Origin of the sequence: Synechococcus sp. MU1625 (genome assembly GCF_020514205.1) — a bacterium.
In the GTDB taxonomy this organism is placed as follows: Bacteria; Cyanobacteriota; Cyanobacteriia; order PCC-6307; family Cyanobiaceae; genus Parasynechococcus.
Genome location: NZ_VTLA01000012.1, coordinates 1 through 25,773 on the forward strand (window position 1 = coordinate 1; position 25,773 = coordinate 25,773).

Here is a 25,773-nt window from a genome sequence, read left to right on the forward strand (position 1 = left end):
TGATCTTGTAAGTCGCCTCAGACACATCAAGGCTTTCGCCTTCAGCGCTTCGGCTTGCGCGCTCGCCTCTCGGCTCCCGCGCAAGACAAAACCATAACACCACAGCTCCACCTCTCGCAACAGGCACCCTTTAGGGCTGCACCAGAGCCTCTCCCCATGGAAGAAAACGAGCTAGATGAGCCCACGAACCGGCCGCCAGCATGGGGAAACCACGTTCAGCAACGTCCTCACCTGGAGAGAGCTGCGCTGGATCCGCACCCAACCAGCGAATCGGACAACCGAGTTCGTCGAGCACCAACCAGGCAGCTGCCAAATCCCAGATCTTGGGAGTGGCCTCTAATGAAGCGATGGTCTGCCCCATCGCCACGCTGACCAGATTGAGGCTGGCGACACCAAGCAGACGAATCTTTCCAGGAAAGCGCTGATCTGGTTTGCGCTGCAGCACACGGATCGAACGACTGCAAAGCGAAACACAGGCACTGGTCGCCAACGCTCGGGTCTCAGAGGTCAACGGTTGGTTATTTCGGGTGGCGCCGCGGCCACGCAGAGCGACAAAGCGTTGCCCCAGTGCTGGCACATCCAGAAAGACCTCACTGGGTCGACCGTCAACAAAACGCGCCACGGAAATCGCCCAATAGGGAATACCAGCCGCAAAATTGGTGGTCCCATCCAAAGGATCCACCACCCAGTACGCCCTGCTGTTCGGGACTGTTTTGGATCCTTCCTCGCTCAGGACGCCCTCCCCAGGAGCAATGCTGGCCAAGCCCTCGACGAGAGCTGCATCACTCCAGCGGTCACAGTCGGTGATCAAGGAACCATCGGGCTTCACATCGGAACCGATCTGGCCAAAGTCCTGGAGCTGACGAGCACGGATGCGATCCAGCAACAGATGAACGGAGCTCAGTTGATCGTCACTGAGCACCAACGTCACCACAGAGGCTGTACAGGACTGCTCTCAGTCTGATTCACCGTCGAACCTGCGGAAGCTACAGATGGACAGGCTGACTTGAGCGGCGTTGGCTCAATAGGAATCAATTGTTGATCTGATTCCGGCTTGGCTGCCGGCAGCGACACGGCATTACAAGCCACCAAGGCATCCAAACCAGTTCGGCGCCTCAGCTGCGCCAGATTGGTGTTGTATTCGCGAATTGCGCCGGCGTATCGCAGCTCAGCGTTGGTGAGATCACGTTGGTTATTCACCACTTCCCGCTGGGTGCTGACGCCAGCTTGGACCCGAAGCTGCGACAGACGCAGGGATTCTCGAGATGAGACCACCTCACTAGACGTGGTCTCAATGCTCTGAATAGCTGTTCGCAGACCGACGAAGCTTTCCTCAACTTCAAGCCGGATCTGATCACGGGTATCGGCGAAATTGAATCGGCTCTCGTCTGCGGCCTGCTTGGAGCGCCGGTATTCGGCGCGGGCTCGTCCGCCATCAAACAAGCGCCAGGTTGCCGTCAACGCCGTGCTGTTCTGAAAGCCGTATGTGAAATCGCCCGTATCAATATCGTTCGACGTCTGACCGGTCTGACCTTGCGTCCGGGTCGTCGTCGTGGAATTGACAAAACTGAGCACGGGCTGAACAGCGGCGAGAGAAGCATTCGCTTGGCTGTTGTTAATGGAGATATCGAGGATTAATTGGTCGAGCTCCTCGCGGTAGTTGTAAGCAGCAACGATGCTCTCTTCGAGCGATGGCTCCCACAAGCCCAATGGGCGAGCAGGTGTCGCTGCAGTTGGAGTCACATCCTGTGGAAGATCGAGCAGCGATGCCAACCGACGACGCGAAACGCTTTGCTCACCCAAACGAGTGGTGAGCAGATTGCGGTCGCGAGCCAACTGAGTCTCTGCCTCCAAAACCTCCAATTTGGTATTGACGCCGGCGTTGTAGCGGGCCCGTGCATCACGCAAACTCACCAACGAAGCCTGAACCGAGACTTGGCCAATGCGGACACCTTCATCAGCTTCTTGCAAATTGAAGTAGGCAGTTGCTGAGTTAAGACGCAGATCTCGCAAAGCGATGAGATAAGAATCGCGCGCCCGCTCAAACCGATCCCGAGCTGCAGCGATCTGGGGAACACGTGCGGGATTAATCAGGTCCCAGCTGACCTGCAAGTTGACATTGAGACGCCACTCCCTGGCGTATCGCTCGTTGTATCCATCCTTTTCAACCGGTCGGGTGAGCGGCTCACCGGTGATGGCATTCACCGATGTCTCCTTACCCGTGAGGGGGCTAATCCGTGTCGTGGGTTTCCGAACAACCCGATCAGGGACGAAATCTGGATTTTGGTAGGAATACGACTTGAAATATTCGGGTAGTCCGCTGGCCGAGAGATCGACGGTGGGGTACCAAGCAGAAATCGCTGCGCGGAGCGCAGACTTGGCCTGATCAACCTGACTGGCAGCAGCCTTGAGCTTCGGACTGTTGAACTCGGCCAGCTGTAGAGCTTCCTCCAGGGTGAGAGGACGCAGCTCATGAATGCGCACCTGTGACGGCGAATCAGGGAGCGCCAGGCTGGGGGGAGCGGCCAAAGGAATGAGGGGAGGCGGCAAAACGTCGAGAGCCGGAGCTACGACAGATGGATCAGCCTTTGGGCGTGCGCCCTTCAAATCGATCGCATCGGGAAGCGTGTTCTGGTCGACCAATGCCGACTCAGACTGCTCATTCTCCTGACTTAGTGCAGAGGGAACACCGGTGGAGACGACGCCCGCAACGAGACAGATACCCGCGGTGATCCGGCGCACAGCAATTAAAAACTTTTGCGGAGCTTAGGAAATTTTTCCTACGGCACTCAAAACTGAGGCCACGACGTCAGCCGCCCCATGAACAATCCGGATGGGGACCGGCAGCTGCGCGGCGACGGCCTCCAAGGTCATGTCATCGAGGAACACAGGCTGCCCCTGCCGCAACATCACCGACGGCAGCAGCAGCTCATCGCCAAGATCTCGCCCCTGCAACCCACTGAGCAGATCCTGTCCAGTCAGCAATCCGGTCACCACTTGGTCCTGCCCCCAATAGGGACTCGGCAGTCCGATCAGGTGAAACTCGACACCTTCAACGCCATTCAACCGTTCTGCCACGGGCTGCAATGCCTGGGCGACGATCTGACCCACCACCCAGCTGCAACGACGGGGCTGCGGAACCGCTCTGGGCAGGTCTTCAGTCGCGGCATCCAGAGCTTCGAGGAAGGCGCGAATGCTGCCCACACCGTTCTCCTGCTGCGGAAGATCCTCGTAGTCATCCCGAGGCGGCAACGGCAACCCAGCCATCAAGTACCACTCATCCGAGAGCCAGGCAAAGCGGGTGCCCAAGGCCGCCTGGAAGTTCTGCTGCATGGGTTCCACCTGGGCAATCACCTGCCGGGCACAGGCCGGATCCACAGGGACAAGGCCATCTTCAGCCGGCCTGAACCGGGTAAGCCCCACCGGCACCACCGCTGCGGACAGCACCGCCGGCCAGGGGCCAGACGCGAAGGACGCCAGATCGTTCAAGGTCCTCTCCAGGGCAGGACCGTCATTAAGCCCTGGGCAGACCACCACCTGGGCATGAAGCTGCAGATCACGCTGGTCAAACCAGGCGAGCTGATCCATCACCTGGGCAGCACGCGGGTTCACCAGCAGCCTGGAGCGCAGGTCGGGCTCCGTGGCATGCACCGATACAAACAATGGAGATAAACGCTGCTCCTCAATCCGCTGCCAATCCGCCTCGCCCAGATTGGTCAGGGTCAGATAGGAGCCATAGAGAAAGCTCAGCCGGTAATCGTCGTCTTTTAGATAAAGACTGTCGCGCCGCCCCGGGGGCTGCTGATCAATGAAACAGAACGGGCAATTGTTATTGCACTGACGCAAGCCATCAAACAAGGCCTCGGTGAAGGCCAGGCCAAGCCCGTCATCAGCCTCCTTTTCCAACTCCACCTGATGCAGAGCACCCGCTGCATCACGCACCTCAAGGCAAAGCTCCTCATCCACGCAGAGGTAGCGGTAATCGATCAGATCTCGTGGTCGAATGCCATTGATACTGAGCAACTGATCGCCCGGCTCAAAACCCAACTCCTCCCCGATCGAGCCGGCCTCTACGGCCGCCACCACCGCAGGCTGCGGCTGGCGACCACTGCTGGTTGGATCCAGAGCTGCTACGGCAACTCCAGCGGATGGCTCATTCCACACAAGCCGACTTCATCTGAACTCAGTGTGCGCCGTGAGCGCCCCACCAGACCAGCAGAAGCAGACCGAACAGCAGCCGGTAGGCAACAAAGATCCAAGTGCTGTGGCGCTGGAGGAACTTCAGCAACCAATCAATCGCCAGCCAGGACACCAGGGCAGCTGAAAAAATGCCTACCAACAACGGCAGGGGGCCGTTGCCAGCACTGGCATCCAAAGCATCCTTGAGTTCCACCAACCCCGCAATCGTGATCGAGGGAATGCCCAGCAGGAAAGAGAAGCGTGCGGCGTCGGCCCGCTGCCAACCATCGAATAGGGCAGCTGTGAGGGTGCTGCCAGAACGGGACACGCCTGGAATCAACGCCAACACCTGCGCCACACCCACCACCAAGCCATCACGCCCTGAAACATCCGGGAGCTGCTTACGACGGGTTCCAGCCCGTTCCGCTAAAGCAAGCAACAAAGCCATCACGATCGAGACGATCGCAATAGAAAGAACACTGCGCAGGGGCGACTGTTCATAACCCTGAGCCCAGAAGAATTTGATGCCCAGCCCGACCACCAGGATCGGCAGGGTTCCCACAGCCATGGCAAGTCCAAGACGCGCCTCCGGTTCCCGCCACTGACCATGGCGAATGGCGCGACTGATTCCCCGCAACACCTGACTGAGATCGCTGCGGAAATAGGCGATCACCGCAACGATGCTGCCCAGTTGAATTGCGGCGGTGACGGAGACGCCAGGGTCGCCCCAACCCAAGAGCACAGGCACAACCTTGAGATGAGCGGTGCTGCTGATCGGCAAAAATTCAGTGAGTCCCTGCACCACTCCCAGCACCAGATCACGCCAGCAGGCCTCAAGCAGGGTTATGGATGCAGAGGGGTCCGCCATCGAGACAACAGATGTCGCCTTGACGGTATCCCCGGCCCGCAAGGCAGGGATGTCGGCCGCGTCACTTGAAGATGTCTTCTAAGGTTCCGTGACTTTCTTCATGAAAAGGATTTGATCGGCGGCACCTGGCAAACCTCAGCCTCCGCACGATCGTGGTCCTTTCCGGTCGCGCGCATCGCTGCAGCAATGGTGGTGCTGCCGGTGTTTCTGCAGGCACCTTGGGTTCGTCTGGATCCTTTCTCAGCAACCCTTTTCACGGGTGTTCTGATTGCAGCCGGCCTGCTGTTGCATCAGAGCCGCTCCCAGACGGCATCCGACCTAGGTTCGCTTCTCGTTGGTTTCAGCGGAAGCTGGCTTGCGGGCTGCATTTTCTGGGGTTGGCTGCGGGCTCATCCCGTGCTGCACCTGCCCGTTGAAGCCTTCGCTGTGCCTGTTGCCCTGGGTGGCCTGCAGGGCCGCTGGCGGCTGGCGGCAACGTTTTATTTGTCATCTTTATTAGGTACAGCCTGCACAGACCTGGCCATGGCGGCCACCGGCGTGATGCAGTTCTGGCCCGCAGTGGTGACCGCTTCCCTGGATCAGGCTCCTCTGCTGCTGCATCAGGCGGGCCTGCATTTGCTGCAGCCCCTGCCCATGGCCACCCTGGTGATTGCTGCTGTGCTGGTCATGATTGTCGGACGCCGACTGAACCCGAATAACAGCAATTCCGACGGCGACACCGGAGCCATGGCAGCTGCTGTATTGATCACAACCCTGTGGGTAGACGGATTATTCCTGCTCTCCGCGTTGCTGCAGCCTGGGCTCAGCGGCCTAATCGAGTGAAACGAACTGCAAAAGCTGCGGCAAACTAAAGGCTTGAACGGGGCAACGACTTGTAGTCTTCCCGAGCCGGCAACGCCGGTCGTCCCGTTCTGACCCCTGATCGAGAGTTGAGATGAAGCGGCTTCTGAGCTGGCTGACCGGCGCACTGGTGATGGCAAGTCTGATGGCAGGCCTTGTGCTTCCCAACAGCGTTTATGCCGACGACGACCTTCGCAGCAAGTACTCCGGCAACGAGATCCGCAACGTTGTGGATGACAAGATCGCGGAACGTGAAGGCAAGGTTGACCTCAACAATTCCTCCGTGCGTCGCTTCCAGCAATTCCCTGGCATGTATCCGACCATGGCCGGGAAAATCGTTCTGGGCGGCCCCTACGACAGCGTTGACGACGTGCTGTCTCTCGATCTGACTGATCGTCAGCAGGAGCTGTTTGCCAAGTACCGCGACAACTTCACTGTCACACCCCCCTCCATTGCTCTGAATGAGGGCGACGACCGCATCAACGACGGCCAGTACCGTTGATCCTCTAATCCCGTCACAATGCCTGTGACTGCCTGAACCGCCGGACCACCGGCGGTTTTTTTGTCCCCGTGATGGCCCAGCCCCGCAGCTCTGATCCCATCCCCTCAGGTCCCTGGGACGTGGTGGTGATCGGTGCCGGGGCAGCTGGGTTGATGACCTGCCTTGATCTGCCCCCAGAGCTGAAGGTCTTACTGCTCAACCGCAACACGGGGCGGCGTTCCTCCAGCCGCTGGGCCCAGGGCGGCATTGCTGCGGTAACGCGGAAGGAGGACAGCGCCGAAAGCCATGCCGAGGACACCGTTCTGGCCGGAGCTGATCTCTGCGATGGCGATGCAGTCCGACTGCTGGTTCAGGAGGCACCGCATTGCGTGGAGCGACTTGACCAGCTGGGCATGGCCTTTGACCGGGATCAAGACGGTCTTGCCACCACCCTGGAAGCAGCCCACAGCCACCGGCGAGTCCTGCATGTGCAAGACCGAACCGGACGGGCTCTTGTGGATGTACTGCGGGATCGTGTCGAGCAACGGCCGGGGTTGCTACACCGCCGTGGCGTCCGGGTGACTCAGCTGCTGGTGCGCGATAGGCGCTGCTGTGGCGTGCAGGTGCTGGATGGGGCGAATCTTCACGGCATCGAAGCCCGCGCCGTGGTGCTGGCCAGCGGCGGGGGCGGCCATCTGTTCGCCAATACCACCAACCCTGCCCAGGCCTGCGGCGAAGGCATCGCCCTGGCCTGGCAAGCGGGGGCTGCAGTGGAGGATCTGGAATTCGTGCAATTCCATCCCACGGCCATCCGCCTGGATGACGCCCCCTGCTTTCTGATCTCCGAAGCCGTGCGCGGTGAAGGTGGAGTACTGGTGGATTCCCTCGGGGGAAGCCCTGTGGCCCATCTGCGCCAACGCGACCTCTCACCGCGGGATCAGGTGAGCCGCGCCTTAATGCAAGCCATGCAGCGGCAGCAGGTGAAACAGATGTGGCTGGACTTCGCCGCCATCCCGCGCGACCAAGCGGAGCGACGCTTCCCAACGATCCTGGACCGCTGCGATGAACTCGGACTCAATCCCTTGGAACGGCCGATTCCGGTGGCCCCGGCTGCCCACTACTGGATGGGAGGAGTCGCCACGGATCTGCAGGCCGCCACCACACTGCCGGGGCTTTATGCCGTGGGGGAGGTGGCCTGCACAGGCCTGCATGGGGCCAACCGTCTGGCCAGCAACTCCCTGATGGAGTGCCTGGTGTTCGCCAATCGACTCAAGGAGATCGAGCTCGGGCCAGCCCTGCCGACACCTACCACCGGCACAGCCCAACCCCTCGAGCTCGATCTAGACGGCAGCAGTAGTTCGCAGTTGATCGACGCGATCGAACAGCTGCGACAGCTCTGCTGGCGGCGGGCGGGTGTGGAGCGGTCCGCCTCCGGACTGCGCAGGGCCCTCACCAAGGTCAAGGAGGACGAACAGCGTCTGGAGCAGCAGGCTCTGCTTCAGGCCTTGCTGCGGCAGGACCACTGTGCTCCTCGCCTACTGGCGGAAAGCAGCCGACGCGATCTGAACCTGTTGCTGGATCTGCACCACCGGCTGTTGACCAGCCGTCTGATGCTGGAGGCCTGCCTGTTTCGCGGCGAAAGTCGAGGCGGTCATTACCGCAGCGATGCTCCGGCTCCGCTGCCGCAATGGCGGCAGCATTCCAGGCAGCAACGAGAGCAGGGCATCTTCACCCGAGCCGTGCGCCCCTGATTTAGAAGTCGGTGTCGCCCTCGTAGCCGCTGAGTTCCGCCAGGGTGCCGAGCCCTTTCACGCCGGAATCGATGCTGCCATTGATCTCCCAGCTGGGGAAACCCTCTAATCCTTTACTGCGGCAGAGGTCAGCCTGATTGTTTTCACCATCCGGCGCGCACTCCACCACCTTGAGCTGATCGGAAGCCTGCTTGCCGAAAAGCTCCTTCTGGTCATGGCAATGGGGGCACCAGTAAGCGGAATACATCACCGCACCACTGCTGGTGAGGTGCTCGGCCAAAGCGATTGACGCAGGCGTGCTCTCGGTCGTGACGAGCGGAGCAACGCCTCTACCGCTGGCCACGGTCTCGGGCCGATTGGGATCGACCACCGACGCCCAAATCAAGCCCCCCAGCAGCACGGCCAGGGCCAGGAGCACCCCGCGGAACAGCAGCTGACCCAGATCCTCCCAGCCGCCTCCGATGATGGAGAGCACCAACAAAGCCAGGGACAGCGCCGCGGAGAGAACGCAGAAGAAACAGAACGCCTGAATCTTGAGCAGCATCACGCCCAGCAGCACACCGCTGAAGACGGCCATCGCTAGGGACACCGTGAACAGGCCCCACCAGGTGCGTCGCGAGAGGTCGGCCTTGTTTTCCTGCAGACCTGGCAACAAGGGCAGCAGCGCCATCAGAAGTACCGCGCCATAGGCCAGCACTCCTATCAGCGAAAGAGGGATCTCAGCGAAGACCGTCCCCCAGGCGCTGTTGAGCACCTTGTCGCAACCGTCAGCCCCCATCGGACAGGTGAGGTTGCCAAGCAGGCCCCAACGCTTGAGGGTGATCGAACCGGTGTCGATCAGCCCAGCAGTGGCCAGCACCGCCATGGCGATGCGGGCCCATTTCGCGCCTGAATCTTGGCGTCGACGGCTAATGAGACGGGTGGTGCCCATCCTTGATCTTCAAGTGTTCGAATTCTGTCAGTTCCGGCGTGATCAAGCCGCTTCGTAGGCTGAGAGATGGCCTGCCGGCGACGTGATGACAAGCACCCCGACAAAACCGACGGTCGCGTTCGCCCACCTGGGGTGCGAGAAGAATCGGGTCGACACCGAACACATGGTGGGGCTGCTGGCGGAAGCGGGCTATGGCGTTAGCACCGATGAAAACGATGCCGCCGTGGTGGTGGTGAACACCTGCAGCTTCATCCAAGACGCCCGCGAGGAATCGGTGCGAACCCTGGTGGGACTGGCAGAACAGGGCAAGGAGCTGATCATCGCGGGATGCCTGGCCCAGCATTTCCAGGAGGAATTACTGGAGTCGATTCCGGAAGCCAAGGCCATTGTGGGAACCGGCGATTACCAGCACATCGTTGACGTGCTGCAGCGGGTGGAAGCAGGGGAGCGGGTTAACCAAGTGAGCGCCGTGCCCACCTTTGTGGGCGATGAACATCTACCGCGCCAGCGCACCACCGATCAGGCCGTGGCCTTCCTCAAGGTGGCTGAGGGCTGCGACTACCGCTGCGCCTTCTGCATCATTCCGAAGCTGCGGGGAGATCAGCGCAGCCGGCCGATTGAATCGATCGTGGCTGAAGCCCACCAATTGGCGGAGCAGGGAGTGCAGGAGCTGATCCTGATCAGCCAGATCACAACCAACTACGGGCTCGACCTCTACGGCAAACCCAAGCTGGCGGAGCTGCTTCGGGCCCTGGGGGAGGTGGAGATCCCCTGGATCCGGGTGCACTACGCCTATCCCACCGGCCTGACCCCGGATGTGCTGGCGGCATACCGGGACGTGCCGAATGTTGTGCCTTATCTCGATCTGCCGTTGCAGCACAGCCATCCAGAGGTGCTGCGATCGATGAACCGCCCCTGGCAAGCGGATGTGAACGACCGCCTGCTGGATCAGATCCGCGAGCGACTCCCCGACGCGGTGCTACGCACCACGTTGATCGTGGGATTCCCAGGTGAAACCGAGGAGCATTTTCAGCACCTCATGGGTTTCCTCGAGCGTCAGCGCTTCGATCATGTGGGAGTGTTCACTTTCTCGCCAGAGGACGGCACCGCAGCAGCCGACCTGCCTGATCACGTCGATCCAGAGGTGGCCCAGGCCCGCAAAGATGCCCTGATGGCGCTGCAGCAACCGATTTCGGCGGAACGCAACAGCCGCTGGGTGGGCCGCACCGTGGACGTACTGATTGAACAGCACAACCCCCAGACCGGCGAGATGATCGGCCGGTGCGCCCGTTTTGCTCCAGAGGTAGACGGCGAAGTGCGGGTCCAGCCCGGCGCAGACGGTCAACAGGCCGCACCCGGGAGCCTGGTGCCGGTGGAGATCACCGGAGCCGACATCTATGACCTCAGCGGGCGGATTGTCGGTGCCCGCGCCATGGTGGCCGCAGCGAGACGCCAGGGTTGACCCTTCTCAAACTGCGGGCCGAGCAGCAGCGCCAGCTTTTTCTGATCGCCTCTGGCGTCAGTACAGCAGGGTCTTTCGCCGGCATCACCGCCAAGGGCTGGATCCTGATGAAAGGGGGCGTGGATCCCTTCGTGCTGGCGCTGAACTTCGCCGCGCTGTCGCTGCCGACCCTGCTGGTGAGCGGACCAGCGGGAGTGCGCACCGACCGCGTGGGCTGTGAAGGGGTGCTGGTGCAGGCGCAATGGGCGCTGCTGGCCGCCTCGGGCCTGGGGGCACTGGCCATTCCTCTCTTGGAGGGCACACCCCAGGTGCTGCTTCTGCTCTGCAGCACCCTGCTGGTGGGCATCGCCGGCGCCTATGAGCTGACGGCCCGCAACAAGTACTGCTCGATCCTGGTGGAACGGCCAGAACAATTGGCGGGTTACCTCACCAGCTTTTCGGTGGTGTTCAACGTGGGAAAACTGGTGGGTCCTCCGATCGGCGGCTGGTTACTGGCGGCTACGGGCCCAGCCTGGGCCCTGGGGATTGATGCGGCCAGCTACCTGCTGCCGATTGCCAGCGTGATGTTTCTGCTGAACCCGAATCGGGCTCTGGAGGTGCGCAGCAGCGGCGGCAAGGACGCCAGCCTGCTCAACGCCTGGCGCCACTGCGGCAGCACCCTGCAGGGGGTGCTCAGTTTCACCGCGGTTCTCTGCCTGATTGGCTTCTATCACCCTGGGCTGGCCCCATTGATCGCCTTCGATCAGCTGGGGGACAAGCCCACGGATCTGGGCCTGTTCACCAGCGTTCTGGCGGGCGGAAGCATCGTGGGCGGTGTGGTGCTGCAGCGCAATAGCCAACGCTTCTGCCGGCGCCCGTTCCTCACCCTGGGGGGCTTCGGACTGATCACAGCGTTGGGTCAGCTGGGGATGGCCTGTACGCCTGGGCCGAGCTTGAGCCTGGCCATGGCCTTCCTGATCGGCACCGGCACAGCAGGGCTGCTGAGCAGCTGCAACCTGATCAGTCAAATCGGCTCACCGCAGGTGATGCGTGGTCGCATGGCCGGCCTAAGCCAGATCGCCTTCCTTGGCGGAGGCGGACTCAGTGGATTGCTGGTGGCACTGCTGGTGATGACCACCAGCTTGTCAACGGCCTTTGCACTCACCGGAGGTCTCAGCGCTGCTGTGGCTGTGCTCTGGATGCGAAAACGAGGGGCGAAGCGTCTGGAACAGCTCAGATGAGCTTGATTCCCTTGAGGATCTTGGTGAGCACAAAAGCCGTCACCAGACCAGAACCAACCAGGCCGAGATAGATGCCGACGCCCATGTGCAAGTACTGAGGTGACCACTATTAGATCAGACATTCGCCTGGGTTCATGCCATTGCGCTTAGGGTTTGTGAACAGCCGATACCTATTGAGAGGTATCTCTAACCGGGCCAACCGGACGTCCATCCATCAACGCCCGACGCCATGCGTACCCTTTTTGTTTACCCCGAGTTCCCAAAGACCTTCTGGAGTTACGAGAAGATCCTTGAGCTGGTGAACCGCAAGGTGTTGCTGCCTCCCCTGGGGATGTGCACGGTAGCTGCGCTGCTGCCCCAGGACTGGGAGATGAAGCTGGTTGACCGCAACGTGCGGGAGGTGACAGAAGAGGAATGGAGCTGGGCCGAGCTGGTCATCATTTCGGGAATGATCGTTCAGAAGGACGACATGGCCGTGCAGATCGGCAAGGCCAAGCAGCGAGGCCTACCAGTGGCCATCGGGGGCCCCTTCGCCAGCTCCACACCGGATGCACCCGAACTGGATATGGCGGATTTCAAGATCCTCGACGAGGGAGAAATCACCCTGCCGATGTTCCTGGAAGCCCTGGAACGGGGTGACACAAAGGGTCGGTTCACCTCAGAGGGAGACAAGCCGGACGTCACCGCCACACCGATTCCCCGCTTCGATCTGCTTCAGCTCGACGCCTACGACTCGATGAGCGTTCAGTTCTCCCGCGGCTGCCCCTTCAACTGCGAGTTCTGCGACATCATCGTTCTCTACGGCCGCAAACCCCGAACCAAAACCCCAGAGCAATTGGTGGCGGAGCTGCAGTACCTCTACGACCTGGGCTGGCGACGGTCGATCTTCCTGGTTGACGACAACTTCATCGGCAACAAGCGCAACGCCAAGCTGCTGCTACCTCAGATCCGCACTTGGCAGGAGGAGCGAGGGTACCCCTTCAGCTTCGCCACTGAGGCCTCCGTGGACCTGGCCGACGATGACGAGATGATGCGGATGATGCACGACGCGCGGTTCGAAAGCGTCTTCCTGGGCATCGAGACACCAGATGAAGCCAGCCTGGAAACAGCCCGCAAGGTGCAGAACACGCGCAACCCGCTCGATGCTGCTGTTGACCGGATCACGGCGAACGGCATCCGAGTCATGGCTGGCTTCATCATTGGTTTTGACGGCGAAAAGGATGGAGCAGGCCGCCGAATCGTGGACTTCGTGACCCGCACCGGCATTCCCGCCGCGATGATGGGCATGCTTCAGGCCTTACCCAAGACAGCCCTTTGGGCGCGGCTGGAGCGAGAAGGTCGGCTGATTCAGGGAGAAGATGCCGCCAAGGGCGTGAATCAGACCAACTTGCTCAACTTCGAGCCCACCCGACCGATCCGAGACATCGCTAACGAGTACGTGGAAGCTTTCTGCGCGCTCTACGAACCCAATGCCTATATGGATCGGGTCTACAGCTACTACCTGAAGATGGGTGCCCCCCGCTGGAAAGCTGCTGCCAAGCTTCCGACGTGGATTGATATCAAGGCTTTGAGCACCGTGGTGTGGCGTCAGGGGATCAAACGCAATACCCGCAGTCGCTTCTGGAAGTACATGTTTGGTATGGCCCGCCATAACCCTGCTCTGCTGGAGCAGTTTTTGGTCGTGTTGGCCCACAACGAGCACTTCCTCGAGTACCGCTCGATCGTTCAGCAGGAAATCCGCGAACAGCTGGAATCCTTGCCGCCTGAAGAACCCACTGCTCCAAAAGAATTACAACCCGTCTAAAACTCAGTCCTGCACATAGTCCGTGCCGTCTCGGAGACACTGCTCGGCCTTCTGCAACTCTCGCCCGAGATAAAGGGCGTGATCGAGACGACTAAGCGGATGAGGCTCATCCCCCTCAGTGAGCTGAATGCCAAGCTGTTTTGCTGTACGGCCGCGATAGACAGCTGAGGGACGCCGGGGAGAATTTCCCCCGTCACAACGCAACACCTCACCGGTGTCTGAATCTCTGGCCAGCCCTTTGTCATCAATGGTGTTGCCGTAGTGCTCCAGCACCAGTTCAGCCGCATCACGATCCAGTTTGATCAGGAAATATCCGCTCGGGTCCAAGGCGATGAAGCGCTGAGACAGGCGCTGATCCAGGGCATCCATCGCTGCGGCGGTCGATGCCGGTGCTTCAGGGGTTGTGGTCATGCCTTCAACCTACAAAGCCAAAGCAGGAGGTTCTGCTTTGAAGGGCAGCTCCGCATTGATGGCCTCGATCTCCTCCATCATCAGGCCGTTCACCTTCGGCAACCAGGTGCGGATCAACTGATCCATTTGGGGCTGGTACCACCGGTGCAGGCTGGCGTGAGGGCGTGCCACAAAGCCCCGGCGGCGTTTGTGACTGCCACCGGCTCCAGGGTCAAAACTGGTGATGCCGTTGGCCAGGGCCCATTCAATCGGGGCGTAATAACAGACTTCGAAGTGGAGACAATCAATTTCCTCGTTGCTGCCCCAGTACCGGCCCCACAACTGACGCCCGTCCTCGACGCACATCGACATCGCCACCGGATCGTGAGGATCACCGCGGTGGGCTGAAAAGAGCACCAGCTGATCGCGGTGCAGCCGTGCCAGCGCTTCGAAAAAACCCTCCTCCAGATATTTGCTGCCCCATGGTCCCCAACGGGCACAGTGCTGCTCATAAAAGCGATGCATGGTCTGAAGCAGCTCCCGGTCGAGCTGGTCTCCGCTGAGCGGCGTCACCGTGATCCCAGCCTTGGCTACAGCCTTGCGCTCTCGCTTGATGTTGCGGCGCTGGTTGGCATTGAAGCCCTTGAGGTAGTCCTCAAAGCTCTGATCATCGCCTCGGCTCCAGAGGCTCTGCTGGTTCAGCCAGGCGGCGCAACCTCCCGCTTCCGCCAAGGGCCGCCACTGCGGATCCACATAGAGAAAATTGCAGCTGAGGATGCCGTTCTGTTCGCAGAAGCGATCAATCGCCCGCAACAGCTCCCTGGTGAGCAGAGCCTCGTCTTCTCCAGGCCGCACATGAAAGCGATACCCCAGCACGGGGCTGACCGGGCTCATCCCAAGGAGCTTGGGGTAGTAGCGCAAGCCAAGATCAGAGGCGAGGCGCGCAAAGGTCTGGTCAAACACAAACTCGCCGTAGCTGTGCCCCTTCAGGAAAAGAGGGGCCACAGCAATCGGAATGTCATCTCGCCAGAGGGCCAGATGCAGGGGCTGCCATCCCTGTTCAGGAATTGTGCTTCCGGAGCTTTCCAGGGCCTCCAGCCAGCTCCAGCGGTAAAAGGGGATCGCAGCATCTCCAACCAGGCTGTTCCACTGCTGCTCAGGGATCTCGTTGATGGAGCGATGCCAGCGGGCCGTGAGTGACGTCATTCAGACGGTGTCATTGGCCATCGCTGATGACCCTAACCAGAGAGAACCACGGGCTGATTAAAGGCGCAGGAAAGTTCCCTAGCGGATCCTCTGGTAGCGAAGAAGCCACTCCCCGTGACCGAGGTCCTCAACGCCATCGGACTGCCAGGCGCCCGGTTGCACCAAACAAGCAGGCAATGACGAATCCGTGAGTGGCAACCAGCTGAAGGGACCGCCAAGAAGCTGAGGCACCACTGTGAGCTGGAGAGCATCGACGCAGTCCGCTGCCAGCAGATCTGCGGTGAGTTGAGCGCCACCCAAAAGCACGAGCCGCTGAATCCCAGCCGCGCCCAGCGCTTGGAGCCGCTCCGGCCAGGTTGGCGCCAAAGGGAACCAACGATCAAAGCCCTGATGCATGGGTGCCGGAGCCAAGAGCCAACGCTGAAGTGGCTGGTCAAAGAACTGCCAGGTGCGCGAGAAGCCGAGCGATCGGCTGACCACCACAGCGGCCGGCTGCTGTGGTCGCCCCTCCTGCAGGCGCTGCTCCAATAACTGAGGGTTACGGATCAAGCAGGTGCACTGATGGGCGCGCAACGTCCCAGCGCCAATCAGGCAGGCATCTGCCCAAGCCAGTGCCTGCTCCAAAGCACGCCGGTCTCCGGCTCCACCCAGCTGGGCAGCACCGCCTTGAGGCGGTGCCAAGCGGCCGTCGAGGCTGATGGCCAGCACCAGCCGGACCGTGGGGCATTGAGAGGTGGAGAGTGGGGGCGTCAAGCCGTCAGTCAGACGGCCGCCACTGCATCGAGTGCAGCCGGTGACATCTCCAACTGCGGTGCTTCGGCATAGACCTCAGCCGCATTGTTCGGACTTTCCTGCAGCCGCACCTTGTGCAGGCTGGCACCAATCGCCTTGATCGGGCTTGAGAGACGATCGGTGATGTGCAAAGCGATGTTCTCAGCTGTGGGCACACACTCTTCGAAGAACGGCACGTCCTTGTTGAGGAAGGTGTGATCGAAAGGCTCCACCACCAGATCATCCACGAGGCGTTGCAGGGCGGACAGATCGCAAACCATTCCGGTGCGGGGATCAATCTCACCGCGCACGGTCACATCCACCAGATAGTTGTGGCCATGGCCATGGGGGCGGGCGCACTTGCCGTAGATCGCTTCGTTTTCCTCCTGGCTGAGCTCTGGGCGAGCCAGGCGGTGGGCAGCAGCGAAGTGAGTGCGGATGGTGAGGAAGGCGTCCATGGGATGTCCGAGATAGTCGGCCCAAAGGCCTGGTTGTTCGTAGAGGCGCAGAGCCGTAATCGGCAGATGCGGGCTGAGGCGCTGCCAAATCACCCGCACCAGGGCCTCAGTGGTGGGGAGACAGCCGGAAGGACCGGACACATCAAATTCCGGCCAGGCCTCATTGAGGAAGCGGAAGTCGAGCTGGCCGGTGACCTCGTTACGAATGGCGTGCTTCACCTCCGAGAGGTTGAGCACCATGCCGTCGGCATCCAGTCCGCCGGCCATGGACACGATCAGTTCGTAGTTGTGACCATGACCTGGTGCCAAAGCACAGGGCCCAAAACGGGCGGCGTTGTCATCGGCGGATAACTCCGGCAGCCAATAGCGATGGCTGGCGCTGAAGCAGGCCCGCCGGGTAATGACACAGCCACGACCTTGGCCGTGCCGCGCTGTTGACTTCATTTCAGTCATGTGACGTTCCGGCCGCGAGGCATCCTAATGAGCTAATGCCGATTCCGAGTCATGGCGGATTCCACCCCCACCCTTAAGCAGCGACTGAGCGGGCGAAGCCTCTACTTGGTGGGAATGATGGGCAGCGGCAAGACCAGCACCGGAAGGCCTCTGGCCGAACGCCTGGGTTACGGCTTTGTCGATGCTGATGCTGTGATCGAAAAGGCAGCGGGCTGCAGCATCCCGGAAATCTTTGAGCGGGATGGCGAAGCAGGCTTCCGCAGCCTGGAAAGCCAGGTGCTCAATGCCATCAGTCAGCGCCACTCGCTGGTGGTGGCCACCGGCGGTGGTGTGGTGACCCAACCGGAGAACTGGGGGGTGCTGCACAGCGGCATCGTGATCTGGCTCGATGTGGTCCCCGACCAGTTGATGCAACGCCTTAAAGCCGACAGCACGGTGCGTCCGCTGTTGCAGACCGCCGACCCAGAAGCGGACCTAAAGGCGCTGCTGAACAAGCGACAGCCCCTTTACGCCGAAGCCGATCTCACGGTGGTGATCAACGACGAAACCCCTGACGCGGTTGCCGATGGGATTCTGCAGCTGCTTCCGAGCCTGCTGAAAGATCCGACCCAGCGCCGCACGGACTGAAATCAAACCGTTGGCGGCTCCAGCCGTACTGCAAACCACTGCAAGGTCACCCCGGGGCTGATCTCCAGATCGCAGGCCGTGTCGATCAAACGCTGAGCAGCTGATTCAACATCGGGTTGATCGGCAAGATCGGCCGGCAGCTGATCGAGCGAGCGCAACCAACCGCTCAGCCATGTCAACGTGTCGGCAGCGCTGAGCAGCTGCTCCGGCTTGCCGGGCTCCAGCACCACATAGTCATCAAGGGCACGGATTAGGGGATCAGACATGGAACGGCGGTTGTGGATGCTGCTGATCGGCCTCACCATCCTGCTCAGTGGTGGTCCCGTCTGGGCTCAGGGAAGCCTCGAACAACGGTTGAACAATTGGCCCGACTGGAGCCTTCCGGCACCGTTGCCACGGCCCTCGAATCGGGACGACCTGATTTACCCCGACTGGTTTGACGGGCTTTGGCAAGTGGAAAGCATTGATCTGGATGCCCCAGGCGATCCAGCTCTGCTCCACCAGGCACGGTTCCAGGCCGACCAACGCGGTCGCCTGATCGGCGATCGAAGCTTCAATGCCACAGCCATTGGCCGAGCCCTGCTCGGGGAGCAGCTGCTGGGGGTCGAGGAAGACCCCGACTCCGCCAATCGCCAGATCGCTCGACTGAAAGGCGACCTGTTCCTGGAGACAACGGTGACGGGCCGCCGCCAGGAGAGCCCGAACCCAGAGACTTTCCTTGCCGACGAACTGGTGCTGCAGATCTTGCATGCCCCAGGACCTCCGCGGTTGAGCAGAATCGAAACCCTCAGCCGCTACAGCCGCTGCGGCGAAGACATCTGCGCTGAGCAGTGGCAAGGGCGCTATGCATCCCCAGGCGAAAGCCTGCGGGATAAGGCCATTGCTCAGCACCACTACAAACTGCGCTTCACACCTCTTCCAGCGTCCGCTCCATCAGTTTGAGTTCGAGCTGGTCACGCCATTGGAACAACGGCTGCAGCTTGGGGTGATCACTCAACCCGGGCACACCCTTGCCAGCCAGGGCGGAACCCGCGGACGAGGGGAATCGAAGCAGCGACAGCTGGGCGGCCACGGCGATATCGGCCAAGGTGAGGCTGTCGCCAACCAACCAGGGGCTGGATTGCACCGAGGCGGCGAGCTGCTCAAGGCTGGCAAGAAGCTCGGTGCGTTCCTTCTGGTTGACCAGCTCGGTGATGTTGCTGACCCAACCGCCGGGGATCACACCCATCACCGAACGCACGGGATCGGGAAGATCGTCGGGCAGCAGTGCAACACGTAGCTCGGGGTCTAGCGCCGCGGCCTGCACCAGGGACGAGCGACCGGCCATCGCCAGGGTGTTATCGGCCCAGTCCTCCAACAGATGCACCTGGGCAGCCTGACGTGGATCAGCCGGCATCAACGCGGGGTCGGGCTCACGTCGATTCAGGTGCAGCGCAATGGCACTGGAGTCGGCAATCACCTGCTCCCCATCCACCAGCACAGGCACCTGCCGTTGCCCGGACAGCCGGAACACGGCCACCTGCCCAACGCCAGGGGTCACCTCCACGGTGCGGAAACTCAGACCTTTGGCCTGCAACACCATCCGCACCTTGAGGCAGAAGGCGGAATGGCGGAATTGATGCAGCTCCAGCATGTCCAAAACAGCCATAGGCCCGGCAGAGTAGCCAGCACATTCCGAAGCTCGCCAGAACCATGCGGGAGTTTTTTCTCAACGTCTCCCGTTACCCCCGCTACTTGGTGGCCTTCACCCTCGGGGTGATGAATTCCGTCGCCGAACCCCTAATCGCACGCCGGAGCAATCCCGTCACAGCCGTCGCCTTGATCGGCGCCCTGATCAGCGGCGGAATCAGCCTCATACTTGTGCTGCGTGCCATGGTGAATTCAGCACCGATGGCGTGATGGCACAGGGGCGTCGAGTGGAGCGGGTTGCCGCGCTGATCCGAAAGGAAGTCAGTGAACTATTGATCAATGGCATTCGGGATGAACGGGTGCACCAGGGCATGGTGAGCATCACCGAGGTGGAAGTGTCCGGCGATCTGCAGCACTGCAAGATCTTTGTGAGCGTGTTCGGAGAGGCCCAGGAGCGCGCACAGGTGCTCGAAGGTCTTCAGGCCGCCAGCGGTTTCCTGCGGGGAGAACTGGGGCGGCGGCTGCAGATGCGCCGCTCCCCCGAGGTGGTGTTCCAACTAGACCGCGGCCTGGAACGCGGCACCTCCGTGCTGGGGCTGCTGAATCGCCTCGAGGATGAACGGCAGCAGCGAGGTGAGGTTCCACCGGGGAGTGATGAACAGCCCAGCGAGTAGCAACCTGCGTCGCCAGGTGGCTGAGCTGTTGGTGCTGCGGGCCAGTGGTCATCTCAGCGACCACCAGCGCCGTTACCCGCAATGGGAACTGCCCAACAGCACACTTCAGCGTCTGCTGCAGGAAGGTGTCGGCGGCGTGATTCTGCTGGGGGGCACTGCTGTGGAGCTGCAGCAGCGCACCCAGCAACTGCAGGGCTGGAGTAGCCAGCGGTTGCTGTTCTGCGCAGACGTGGAGGAGGGCGTGGGCCAACGCTTCGAGGGCGCCAGCTGGCTGGTGCCGCCCCTGGCCCTTGGCCGCCTCTACTGGGACGACGCCGAGCTTGCCATGGCACTAAGCGAACGCTACGGCCGCTGCACCGGCGAACAGGCTCGCCGCTGCGGCCTGAACTGGGTGCTGGGACCGGTGTGCGACGTCAACAACAACCCCGCCAACCCCGTCATCAATGTGCGGGCCTGGGGCGAGGATCCCAGCTGTGCCAGCGCCCTGGCCGTGGCTTTTCAGCGGGGGCTATCGCAGGCCGATGTGCTCGGTTGTGCAAAGCACTTTCCCGGCCACGGCGACACCGCCAGCGACTCCCATCTCGACCTGCCGGTGTTGCCCCACAGCCGCGAACGGCTGGAACAGGTGGAACTGCCCCCATTCCGTGCCGCCATTGCCGCCGGCATTGACAGCGTGATGACGGCCCACCTGTTGCTGCCGGAACTGGATCCACAACAGCCCGCCACCCTCTCCAAGGTTGTCCTCACCGATCTGCTGCGGCGCCAGATGGGGTTCAACGGTCTGGTCGTAACCGATGCCCTGGTGATGGAAGCGATCAGCGCACGGCATGGCGCAGCAGAAGCGGCCGTCCTGGCCTTTGAAGCCGGAGCCGACCTGATCCTGATGCCAGCGGATGCCGATGCCGCCATCGATGGCCTCTGCGCTGGCTTCAAAAGCGGACGACTGCCCCTCGAGCGGTTGGAGGAGAGCCGTCAGCGCCGTGCCCATGCTCTGCAATCAATCCCAATCAGCGCCCCTTCAGGGCCGATTGTCACGGCAGCCGACCAGGCTCTGGAAGCGGAGCTGGTGCGCCACAGCCTCACCATCCGCGATGCAGTGGTGCAGGCTGACGCAGGGATCAACCTCGTGCGGGTGGATTCACTGTTACCCGGCGCAGCCGCCCTCAGCGGCTGGTCACCGGCCCTGCGCATTCCCGAAACCCAAGGATTTCGCTCGGTGGTGCTGCATGGAGAAGGCCTGTCGCCCTGGAGCGGCCAGCCGGAGGCACCCCTTGCACTGGACCGCCTGGGGAATGGCCCAGTGATGCTGCAACTGTTCCTGCGGGGCAACCCCTTCCGCGCTGGGCGGGACGCGCAGGAGCCCTGGGCTGCAGCCATCCAACAACTGGTCGTCCTCAACCGACTGGCCGGGGTCGTGATCTACGGCAGCCCCTACCTCTGGGAGAGCCTTCAGGCCATTCTGCCCAGCGGTTGCCCGGCCGCCTATTCCGCTGGCCAGATGCAGGAGGCCCAGCGCCAGGTGCTCACCGCGCTGTTTCCCACCAGTTCACCGGCTGGCGGAGGCGGTGCATTCACCGACTGACCACATCCAATCAACCGCAAGGGCCAACCGCATCTAACCTCTCGCCAACTTCCAGCCGGCCGGCCATGCTCAGCCTCTCGATGATCGTGCGCGATGAAGAGGCGCGTCTCGGGGAGTGTCTGCGCTCCGTGCAGGGCTTTGCCGACGAGCTGGTGGTGGTCGACACCGGTTCCAGCGATGCCACGGTGGCCATTGCCGAAGCCGCCGGAGCCCGGGTGGAACGCATCACCTGGCCTGGGGACTTCGCCCCGGCCCGTAACCAGGCCATGGAATTCCTCAACGGTGACTGGGTGCTGGTGCTGGACGCCGATGAACAGCTGCGCCCCGAGGCCGTCCCCGCCCTGAAGGCTCTGATGGCCCAGCCCGATGTGCTGGTGATCAACCTGCTGCGCTACGAGGTGGGAGCCGCCATGGCGCCCTATTCCAGCGTCAGTCGCCTGTTCCGCCGCCACCCCGCAATCCAGTGGAGTCGGCCTTATCACTCGATGATCGACGACAGCGTTCGCGCCCTGCTGGAGACGGAACCCCAATGGCGCATCGCCGATTGCAGTGAACCTGCGATCCTCCACGACGGCTACAGACCGGAGCTGCTGGAGGGCAGCGACAAGGCGGATCGGCTACGGCAGGCCATGGAAGACGACCTGCGGGACCGCCCCGGTGATCCTTACGCCAGCGCCAAGCTCGGGGGTCTATTGATCAGTGAAGGCAAGACCGACCAAGCCATCCCCCTGCTGCAAAGCGGCCTGAAGCAATGCGATGCGGCCAGTGCAGAACGCTATGAGCTGCTGCTGCACCTGGGATTGGCCCTGACCCCCAGCGATCCCGCCCAAGCGGTGCGCTGCTACCGGCAAGCGCTGGAGATTCCCCTCGACACCCGGGTGAGTCTGGGAGCCCGACTCAACCTGGCGGCCCGACTGATGGAACAGGGCGACCTTGAGGAAGCCATCAGCCTCACCCAGACCGCCGCCCAGCGGGCCCCAGAAGTAGCCCTGGCCTGGTACAACCTGGGGCTGATGCAACGGCGGCGCGGTGATCTCGCTGCGGCCCTCGAGGCCTACGGGCGCGCCCTCGCCCTGGATCCCAACAACGCCGCGTGCCATCAGAACAACGCGGTGGCGCAATTGCTGGGCGGCAACATCGATGCGGCCCGCAGCAGCTTCATCCGCGCCATCAGCCTGCTTCAGACGCAGGGGCAATCCGACGCGGCCGACGAGCTCCGGGAGAAAGTGCAGGGGGTCGTGAAGCTGAACGGGGAGGCTGTCGCTTGAGCCATCCCTTGAAGAGCCGAACGGTGATCATCACCCGCGCGGCCGACCAGCAGGGGGCCGCGCGTCAGCTGCTGGAGCAGCGAGGTGCCACGGTGCTGGACCTTCCGGCCCTGGTGATCGGACCACCCGACCACTGGGGCCCCCTGGATGACGCCCTTGAGGAGCTGGACAGCTTTCACTGGCTGGTGTTCTCCAGTGCCAATGGCGTGCAGGCCGTGGAGCAGCGGCTGCAGCGCATCGGCCGTTGCCTGGCACGGCGCCCCGCCAGCCTCAAGATTGCGGCGGTGGGCCGCAAGACGGCGCAAGTGCTGGAGAACCTGGGGGCTGCGGCGGATTTTGTGCCCCCGAGCTTCGTGGCCGACAGCTTGATCGATCACTTCCCGGTATCGGGCTGGGGCCTCAAGATGCTGTTGCCACGAGTGCAAAGCGGTGGTCGCACCCTGCTGGCGGATGCCTTCGGCGAGGCCGGAGTGCGGGTGGTGGAGGTGGCGGCCTACGAATCCGGATGCCCCTCCTCGATGCCGGACCCAACAGCAGCCGCCTTGGACGAGGGCAGCGTCGATGCCATCGCCTTCAGCAGCGGCAAGACGGCGGAGCACACCGCTCAACTACTGGAGCAACGCTTCGGCCCAGGCTGGACCAAACGACTGGAGGGGGTGAAAGTGATTTCGATCGGCCCCCAGACCAGCCGCAGCTGCCGGCAATGCTTCGGGCGGGTGGATTCCGAGGCCGACCCCCACGATCTCGAGGGACTGGCCGACGCCTGTGCTCAGGCGATGCAAAAGTCCTGAGGTTCGTCGTTCAGCGACAGGCGGATGCAGCCGCTCACCATATCGATGCTGAGCACCGACCATCCCGTCGGCAGAACCAGCGGAGCGTCATCCTCGCAGCGGCCATCGGCACCCACACAGATCACACCGCTGCCGCTGGCGGTGGTCACCATGGCTCGTTTCTGATTGCCCACCATCAGAACTCCCGTCACTGTCGGAGTGATGACGGACGTGCCGTCCTGAACATCCGCACCATCCGCACCGGACAGTGGACCGAAGGGATCGACCCGTCCCCCAGGGGCAGCCTGCTGCACCTCCTCGACCGAGGGCAATGGGGTCAGGCCGATAGCTAGAGCTGCGGGAGCAGACGCTTCGGGCGACGGCGCAGGCTGCACTGGAGCTGATGGCAATGCTGTGGCCGTTGGCGTTTCACCACCACAGCCGGCCACGGACACCAACACAACAACGGGAAGAAGCCAGCACTCAGCCGCCTGCTTCCACCAGGTCACGGAAACGGTCAAGATTGGCCTGAAGCTCCTTGGTCACGATGCCCCCCAGGATGCTGGGTTCCATTAACGGTGCCAAGACCCGCGGCAATTCGTAGGCCACGCTCAACTTGACCACCGTGCGGTCGTCGGCTTCGGGATAGAAGCGCACCGCCCCCTTTGTGGGCAATCCGCCCACGGATTCCCAATGCAGTTGCTGGGCTTCAACCCGCTGCGTGATCCGGGCTTTCCAGCTGAAGCGAAACCCTTGGGCCGCCAGGGTCCAATCGGTGAGATCGGGATCCTCCAGGGGCTTGACCGACTCAATCCAACGCATCCAGCGAGGCATCGCCTCGAGATCACTCCAGACCTCCCAGACCTTGGCGGCCGGTGCCTGCACCTCGGTGGTGACCGTGTGTTCGAGCCAGCGTCCCATCAGGCCACCGCCGCGTTGGTGGCCAGCTTCACAGGCCGATCGAGAATCGCCGCCGCCGCCAGATGGCCGCTCATCGTGGCCCCCTCCATCGAATCGATGTAGTCCTGGCGGGTGTAGCTGCCGGCAAGGAAGAAATTAGAGATCGGTGTGCGCTGCTCGGGGCGGTAGGGCTCCATCCCCGGGGCTTCCCGGTATAACGACTGGGCCAGCTTCACCACGTTGCTCCAGGTGAGCTTGAGGTTGCGGGCTGAGGGGAATAACTCCCGCACCTGACGGTCGGTGTGGGCCACGATCTCGTCGACCGACTTGGGAATCCAGGGATCCCCCGGAGTCAGCACACATTGCAGCAGGGATCCTTCTCCCTCCTTGCGGTAGTCCTCCGGGCTCGCCAGAGCCAGATCAGCGAAGCAGCTGAAATCGGCATCGGCGGTGTACAGAAGATTGTTCAGACCTGTGGGGGTCGCCACGTCCCGACGCTGGGCCTCCTGGGCATCCCCCAGCTCGGTCACCCAGCCGTCGTAACGGAGCTGAACCGTGGCCACTGGCACGGCCTCCAGCTGATGAATCGCCTCGAACTGCGGGTACCGGTTCCACGCTTCGGGCAACAACTTCTGAATCCCCGGCACGTCACAGGCCGCCAGATAGGCATCGGCCTCAACGCGAATGTCTCCCTCAGGCGTTCCAAGCTGGAGGCCAGTGATCACGGGCACCTCGCCCTCGCTGAATTCCACCTGCTTCACCCGGTGGCGCAGATGCAGCTTGCCGCCACGCTGCTGGATGTAGTCAAAGATCGGCCCGGTGAGCCAGCGGTGGGGGGATCCCTTCAGCAGGTTGAGCTTGGAGGCCTCTGTCTTGGCAGCAAACATCATGAAGATGGTGAGCATGCAGCGGGCGGAGATGGCCTCGCAGTCGATGAAACCAAGGGCGTAGGCGACAGGGTTCCACATCCGCCGGATGCTTTCCGGGCTGCCGCCATGGCCCACAAACCAATCCTGGAAGCTGACGGAGTCGAGGGCACGAATGGTGCGCATCGCTCCCTCGTAATCCACCAAACCACGCACGATCGGGCTGGTGCCCAGGGCCAGGGCATTGCGCAGCTTGTCGATCCAGCTCAGCTGCGGCGTGGTGAAGAAGGCCTTGAGGCCATTGAACGGCGCACCAATGGGGAAGCGGAAATCCAGCTCCCGCAAATCACCACCCTTGTTGACGAACAGGTGCGTGTGCTGCTTGGGCAGCAGGTTCTCAAACGCCCCCACCTTGCGCATCAAGGCGAAGAGGTTGGCGTAGTTGAAGAAGAAAACATGCAACCCCATCTCGATGTGGTTACCGCCCTCATCCACCCAGCTGCCCACCTTGCCGCCCATGAACGGACGGGCTTCGTAGAGATTCACCTCATGGCCTGCATCCACGAGGTCAACAGCAGCGGAGAGGCCGGCGAGGCCGGAACCAACGATCGCGACCCGCACAAGATCTGGACAACTATGGCGA

28 protein-coding genes are annotated in these 25,773 nt (G+C 62.0%); 13 read left to right on the forward strand and 15 right to left on the reverse strand.

Features of this window, described 5'->3' with window-relative positions:
- Window positions 1-130: 130 nt before the first annotated feature.
- From FZX13_RS12610 to FZX13_RS12625, 4 genes are read right to left on the reverse strand one after another with little or no spacing between them, the layout of a single operon-like run.
- Window positions 131-934, reverse strand: a complete 804-nt coding sequence (locus tag FZX13_RS12610; protein WP_226409838.1) for an inositol monophosphatase family protein — start codon at window positions 932-934, stop codon at window positions 131-133.
- Window positions 928-2,742: a TolC family protein gene (locus FZX13_RS12615; protein WP_226409839.1), complete on the reverse strand. Its 1,815-nt coding sequence runs from the start codon at window positions 2,740-2,742 to the stop codon at window positions 928-930. The genes FZX13_RS12610 and FZX13_RS12615 overlap by 7 nt, the downstream gene beginning before the upstream one ends.
- A 24-nt stretch (window positions 2,743-2,766) precedes the next feature.
- Window positions 2,767-4,164 (reverse strand): TIGR03279 family radical SAM protein, encoded by a 1,398-nt coding sequence (locus FZX13_RS12620; protein WP_226409840.1) that lies wholly within the window; start codon window positions 4,162-4,164, stop codon window positions 2,767-2,769.
- A 19-nt stretch (window positions 4,165-4,183) separates the two neighbouring features.
- Window positions 4,184-5,047 carry an undecaprenyl-diphosphate phosphatase gene (locus FZX13_RS12625; RefSeq protein ID WP_226409841.1) on the reverse strand — a complete coding sequence of 288 codons (864 nt, stop codon included), beginning with the start codon at window positions 5,045-5,047 and terminating at the stop codon, window positions 4,184-4,186.
- 111 nt (window positions 5,048-5,158) lie between these two features.
- Between FZX13_RS12625 and FZX13_RS12630 the strand changes: the two genes are divergently transcribed.
- The 3 genes from FZX13_RS12630 (at window position 5,159) to nadB (ending at window position 8,119) form a co-directional block, all read left to right on the forward strand.
- Window positions 5,159-5,869, forward strand: coding sequence for a DUF3120 domain-containing protein (locus tag FZX13_RS12630; RefSeq protein WP_226409842.1), 711 nt, complete (start codon window positions 5,159-5,161; stop codon window positions 5,867-5,869).
- 112 nt (window positions 5,870-5,981) lie between these two features.
- Entirely contained in the window at window positions 5,982-6,389 is a 408-nt protein-coding gene (gene psbU, locus FZX13_RS12635; RefSeq protein WP_115025434.1) for a photosystem II complex extrinsic protein PsbU, read from the forward strand.
- Window positions 6,390-6,460: 71 nt separating this feature from the next.
- On the forward strand, window positions 6,461-8,119 hold the full coding sequence (gene nadB, locus FZX13_RS12640; protein ID WP_226409843.1) for an L-aspartate oxidase: 1,659 nt from the start codon (window positions 6,461-6,463) through the stop codon (window positions 8,117-8,119).
- Window position 8,120: 1 nt separating this feature from the next.
- Here the strand turns inward: nadB and FZX13_RS12645 are convergent, their stop codons facing one another.
- Window positions 8,121-9,050: a vitamin K epoxide reductase family protein gene (locus FZX13_RS12645; protein WP_226409844.1), complete on the reverse strand. Its 930-nt coding sequence runs from the start codon at window positions 9,048-9,050 to the stop codon at window positions 8,121-8,123.
- Between the two features lie 85 nt (window positions 9,051-9,135).
- On the opposite strand from FZX13_RS12645, the gene rimO reads away from it, so the two are divergent.
- Together rimO and FZX13_RS12655 are read left to right on the forward strand one after the other, a co-directional pair.
- Complete coding sequence (gene rimO, locus FZX13_RS12650) at window positions 9,136-10,512, forward strand: 30S ribosomal protein S12 methylthiotransferase RimO (RefSeq protein WP_226409845.1); 1,377 nt, start codon at window positions 9,136-9,138, stop codon at window positions 10,510-10,512.
- Entirely contained in the window at window positions 10,509-11,732 is a 1,224-nt protein-coding gene (locus tag FZX13_RS12655; RefSeq protein ID WP_226409846.1) for an MFS transporter, read from the forward strand. Before rimO ends, FZX13_RS12655 begins: the two co-directional genes overlap by 4 nt.
- On the opposite strand, the gene FZX13_RS12660 is transcribed toward FZX13_RS12655, so the two are convergent.
- Window positions 11,725-11,817 (reverse strand): cytochrome B6, encoded by a 93-nt coding sequence (locus FZX13_RS12660; RefSeq protein WP_115025429.1) that lies wholly within the window; start codon window positions 11,815-11,817, stop codon window positions 11,725-11,727. The genes FZX13_RS12655 and FZX13_RS12660 overlap by 8 nt on opposite strands.
- Before the next feature lie 144 nt (window positions 11,818-11,961).
- On the opposite strand from FZX13_RS12660, the gene FZX13_RS12665 reads away from it, so the two are divergent.
- The gene (locus FZX13_RS12665; protein WP_226409847.1) at window positions 11,962-13,536 is read left to right on the forward strand and encodes a B12-binding domain-containing radical SAM protein; all 1,575 of its coding nucleotides are present in this window, start codon (window positions 11,962-11,964) and stop codon (window positions 13,534-13,536) included.
- Window positions 13,537-13,539: 3 nt separating this feature from the next.
- Here the strand turns inward: FZX13_RS12665 and FZX13_RS12670 are convergent, their stop codons facing one another.
- From FZX13_RS12670 to FZX13_RS12685, 4 genes are all read right to left on the reverse strand, one after another.
- Entirely contained in the window at window positions 13,540-13,947 is a 408-nt protein-coding gene (locus FZX13_RS12670; protein ID WP_226409848.1) for a DUF4346 domain-containing protein, read from the reverse strand.
- Window positions 13,948-13,956: 9 nt separating this feature from the next.
- Window positions 13,957-15,132, reverse strand: a complete 1,176-nt coding sequence (locus tag FZX13_RS12675; RefSeq protein WP_226409849.1) for a GNAT family N-acetyltransferase — start codon at window positions 15,130-15,132, stop codon at window positions 13,957-13,959.
- 78 nt (window positions 15,133-15,210) lie between these two features.
- The gene (locus FZX13_RS12680) at window positions 15,211-15,885 is read right to left on the reverse strand and encodes a dihydrofolate reductase family protein (RefSeq protein WP_226409850.1); all 675 of its coding nucleotides are present in this window, start codon (window positions 15,883-15,885) and stop codon (window positions 15,211-15,213) included.
- A gap of 8 nt (window positions 15,886-15,893) precedes the next feature.
- Window positions 15,894-16,814: a 6-carboxytetrahydropterin synthase gene (locus FZX13_RS12685; RefSeq protein ID WP_166018522.1), complete on the reverse strand. Its 921-nt coding sequence runs from the start codon at window positions 16,812-16,814 to the stop codon at window positions 15,894-15,896.
- A gap of 51 nt (window positions 16,815-16,865) precedes the next feature.
- Between FZX13_RS12685 and FZX13_RS12690 the strand changes: the two genes are divergently transcribed.
- On the forward strand, window positions 16,866-17,441 hold the full coding sequence (locus FZX13_RS12690; protein WP_226409851.1) for a shikimate kinase: 576 nt from the start codon (window positions 16,866-16,868) through the stop codon (window positions 17,439-17,441).
- A gap of 2 nt (window positions 17,442-17,443) precedes the next feature.
- Here the strand turns inward: FZX13_RS12690 and FZX13_RS12695 are convergent, their stop codons facing one another.
- Complete coding sequence (locus FZX13_RS12695; RefSeq protein ID WP_115025422.1) at window positions 17,444-17,707, reverse strand: chlororespiratory reduction protein 7; 264 nt, start codon at window positions 17,705-17,707, stop codon at window positions 17,444-17,446.
- On the opposite strand from FZX13_RS12695, the gene FZX13_RS12700 reads away from it, so the two are divergent.
- On the forward strand, window positions 17,706-18,383 hold the full coding sequence (locus FZX13_RS12700; RefSeq protein ID WP_226409852.1) for a DUF6816 family protein: 678 nt from the start codon (window positions 17,706-17,708) through the stop codon (window positions 18,381-18,383). The two genes, FZX13_RS12695 and FZX13_RS12700, sit on opposite strands and share 2 nt — an antisense overlap.
- Here the strand turns inward: FZX13_RS12700 and FZX13_RS12705 are convergent.
- Window positions 18,349-19,074, reverse strand: coding sequence for a glutathione S-transferase family protein (locus FZX13_RS12705; RefSeq protein WP_226409876.1), 726 nt, complete (start codon window positions 19,072-19,074; stop codon window positions 18,349-18,351). The genes FZX13_RS12700 and FZX13_RS12705 overlap by 35 nt on opposite strands.
- 59 nt (window positions 19,075-19,133) lie before the next feature.
- Between FZX13_RS12705 and FZX13_RS12710 the strand changes: the two genes are divergently transcribed.
- The 5 genes from FZX13_RS12710 (at window position 19,134) to FZX13_RS12730 (ending at window position 23,385) form a co-directional block, all read left to right on the forward strand.
- Window positions 19,134-19,340 (forward strand): DUF751 family protein, encoded by a 207-nt coding sequence (locus tag FZX13_RS12710; protein WP_226409853.1) that lies wholly within the window; start codon window positions 19,134-19,136, stop codon window positions 19,338-19,340.
- Window positions 19,340-19,744 (forward strand): 30S ribosome-binding factor RbfA, encoded by a 405-nt coding sequence (rbfA, locus tag FZX13_RS12715; protein ID WP_115025419.1) that lies wholly within the window; start codon window positions 19,340-19,342, stop codon window positions 19,742-19,744. The genes FZX13_RS12710 and rbfA overlap by 1 nt, the downstream gene beginning before the upstream one ends.
- Window positions 19,725-21,326: a glycoside hydrolase family 3 N-terminal domain-containing protein gene (locus FZX13_RS12720; protein ID WP_226409854.1), complete on the forward strand. Its 1,602-nt coding sequence runs from the start codon at window positions 19,725-19,727 to the stop codon at window positions 21,324-21,326. The genes rbfA and FZX13_RS12720 overlap by 20 nt, the downstream gene beginning before the upstream one ends.
- Before the next feature lie 65 nt (window positions 21,327-21,391).
- On the forward strand, window positions 21,392-22,594 hold the full coding sequence (locus FZX13_RS12725) for a glycosyltransferase (RefSeq protein ID WP_226409855.1): 1,203 nt from the start codon (window positions 21,392-21,394) through the stop codon (window positions 22,592-22,594).
- Complete coding sequence (locus FZX13_RS12730; protein WP_115095389.1) at window positions 22,591-23,385, forward strand: uroporphyrinogen-III synthase; 795 nt, start codon at window positions 22,591-22,593, stop codon at window positions 23,383-23,385. The genes FZX13_RS12725 and FZX13_RS12730 overlap by 4 nt, the downstream gene beginning before the upstream one ends.
- Here the strand turns inward: FZX13_RS12730 and FZX13_RS12735 are convergent.
- Genes FZX13_RS12735 through zds form a run of 3 tightly spaced genes read right to left on the reverse strand, consistent with a single transcriptional unit; the run spans window position 23,364 to window position 25,751 of the window.
- Complete coding sequence (locus FZX13_RS12735; RefSeq protein ID WP_226409856.1) at window positions 23,364-23,873, reverse strand: hypothetical protein; 510 nt, start codon at window positions 23,871-23,873, stop codon at window positions 23,364-23,366. The genes FZX13_RS12730 and FZX13_RS12735 overlap by 22 nt on opposite strands.
- A complete protein-coding gene (locus tag FZX13_RS12740; protein WP_226409857.1) occupies window positions 23,848-24,285 on the reverse strand; it encodes an SRPBCC family protein in 438 nt (145 codons plus the stop codon). Before FZX13_RS12740 ends, FZX13_RS12735 begins: the two co-directional genes overlap by 26 nt.
- Complete coding sequence (zds, locus tag FZX13_RS12745; protein WP_115095392.1) at window positions 24,285-25,751, reverse strand: 9,9'-di-cis-zeta-carotene desaturase; 1,467 nt, start codon at window positions 25,749-25,751, stop codon at window positions 24,285-24,287. The genes FZX13_RS12740 and zds overlap by 1 nt, the downstream gene beginning before the upstream one ends.
- Between the last annotated feature and the right edge of the window lie 22 nt (window positions 25,752-25,773).

What these genes read in the sequence shown, in the direction of transcription:
- FZX13_RS12705 (WP_226409876.1), bottom strand. Translation starts at nt 19,074, where the DNA reads ATGCTGGAGCTGCATCAATTCCGCCATTCCGCCTTCTGCCTCAAGGTG.
- FZX13_RS12665 (WP_226409847.1), top strand. Translation starts at nt 11,962, where the DNA reads ATGCGTACCCTTTTTGTTTACCCCGAGTTCCCAAAGACCTTCTGGAGT.
- rbfA (WP_115025419.1), top strand. Translation starts at nt 19,340, where the DNA reads ATGGCACAGGGGCGTCGAGTGGAGCGGGTTGCCGCGCTGATCCGAAAG.
- FZX13_RS12700 (WP_226409852.1), top strand. Translation starts at nt 17,706, where the DNA reads ATGGAACGGCGGTTGTGGATGCTGCTGATCGGCCTCACCATCCTGCTC.
- nadB (WP_226409843.1), top strand. Translation starts at nt 6,461, where the DNA reads ATGGCCCAGCCCCGCAGCTCTGATCCCATCCCCTCAGGTCCCTGGGAC.
- FZX13_RS12710 (WP_226409853.1), top strand. Translation starts at nt 19,134, where the DNA reads ATGCGGGAGTTTTTTCTCAACGTCTCCCGTTACCCCCGCTACTTGGTG.
- FZX13_RS12695 (WP_115025422.1), bottom strand. Translation starts at nt 17,707, where the DNA reads ATGTCTGATCCCCTAATCCGTGCCCTTGATGACTATGTGGTGCTGGAG.
- FZX13_RS12725 (WP_226409855.1), top strand. Translation starts at nt 21,392, where the DNA reads ATGCTCAGCCTCTCGATGATCGTGCGCGATGAAGAGGCGCGTCTCGGG.
- FZX13_RS12690 (WP_226409851.1), top strand. Translation starts at nt 16,866, where the DNA reads ATGGCGGATTCCACCCCCACCCTTAAGCAGCGACTGAGCGGGCGAAGC.
- FZX13_RS12675 (WP_226409849.1), bottom strand. Translation starts at nt 15,132, where the DNA reads ATGACGTCACTCACGGCCCGCTGGCATCGCTCCATCAACGAGATCCCT.
- FZX13_RS12740 (WP_226409857.1), bottom strand. Translation starts at nt 24,285, where the DNA reads ATGGGACGCTGGCTCGAACACACGGTCACCACCGAGGTGCAGGCACCG.
- FZX13_RS12685 (WP_166018522.1), bottom strand. Translation starts at nt 16,814, where the DNA reads ATGACTGAAATGAAGTCAACAGCGCGGCACGGCCAAGGTCGTGGCTGT.
- FZX13_RS12720 (WP_226409854.1), top strand. Translation starts at nt 19,725, where the DNA reads ATGAACAGCCCAGCGAGTAGCAACCTGCGTCGCCAGGTGGCTGAGCTG.
- rimO (WP_226409845.1), top strand. Translation starts at nt 9,136, where the DNA reads ATGACAAGCACCCCGACAAAACCGACGGTCGCGTTCGCCCACCTGGGG.
- FZX13_RS12660 (WP_115025429.1), bottom strand. Translation starts at nt 11,817, where the DNA reads ATGGGCGTCGGCATCTATCTCGGCCTGGTTGGTTCTGGTCTGGTGACG.
- FZX13_RS12625 (WP_226409841.1), bottom strand. Translation starts at nt 5,047, where the DNA reads ATGGCGGACCCCTCTGCATCCATAACCCTGCTTGAGGCCTGCTGGCGT.
- FZX13_RS12645 (WP_226409844.1), bottom strand. Translation starts at nt 9,050, where the DNA reads ATGGGCACCACCCGTCTCATTAGCCGTCGACGCCAAGATTCAGGCGCG.
- psbU (WP_115025434.1), top strand. Translation starts at nt 5,982, where the DNA reads ATGAAGCGGCTTCTGAGCTGGCTGACCGGCGCACTGGTGATGGCAAGT.
- FZX13_RS12670 (WP_226409848.1), bottom strand. Translation starts at nt 13,947, where the DNA reads ATGACCACAACCCCTGAAGCACCGGCATCGACCGCCGCAGCGATGGAT.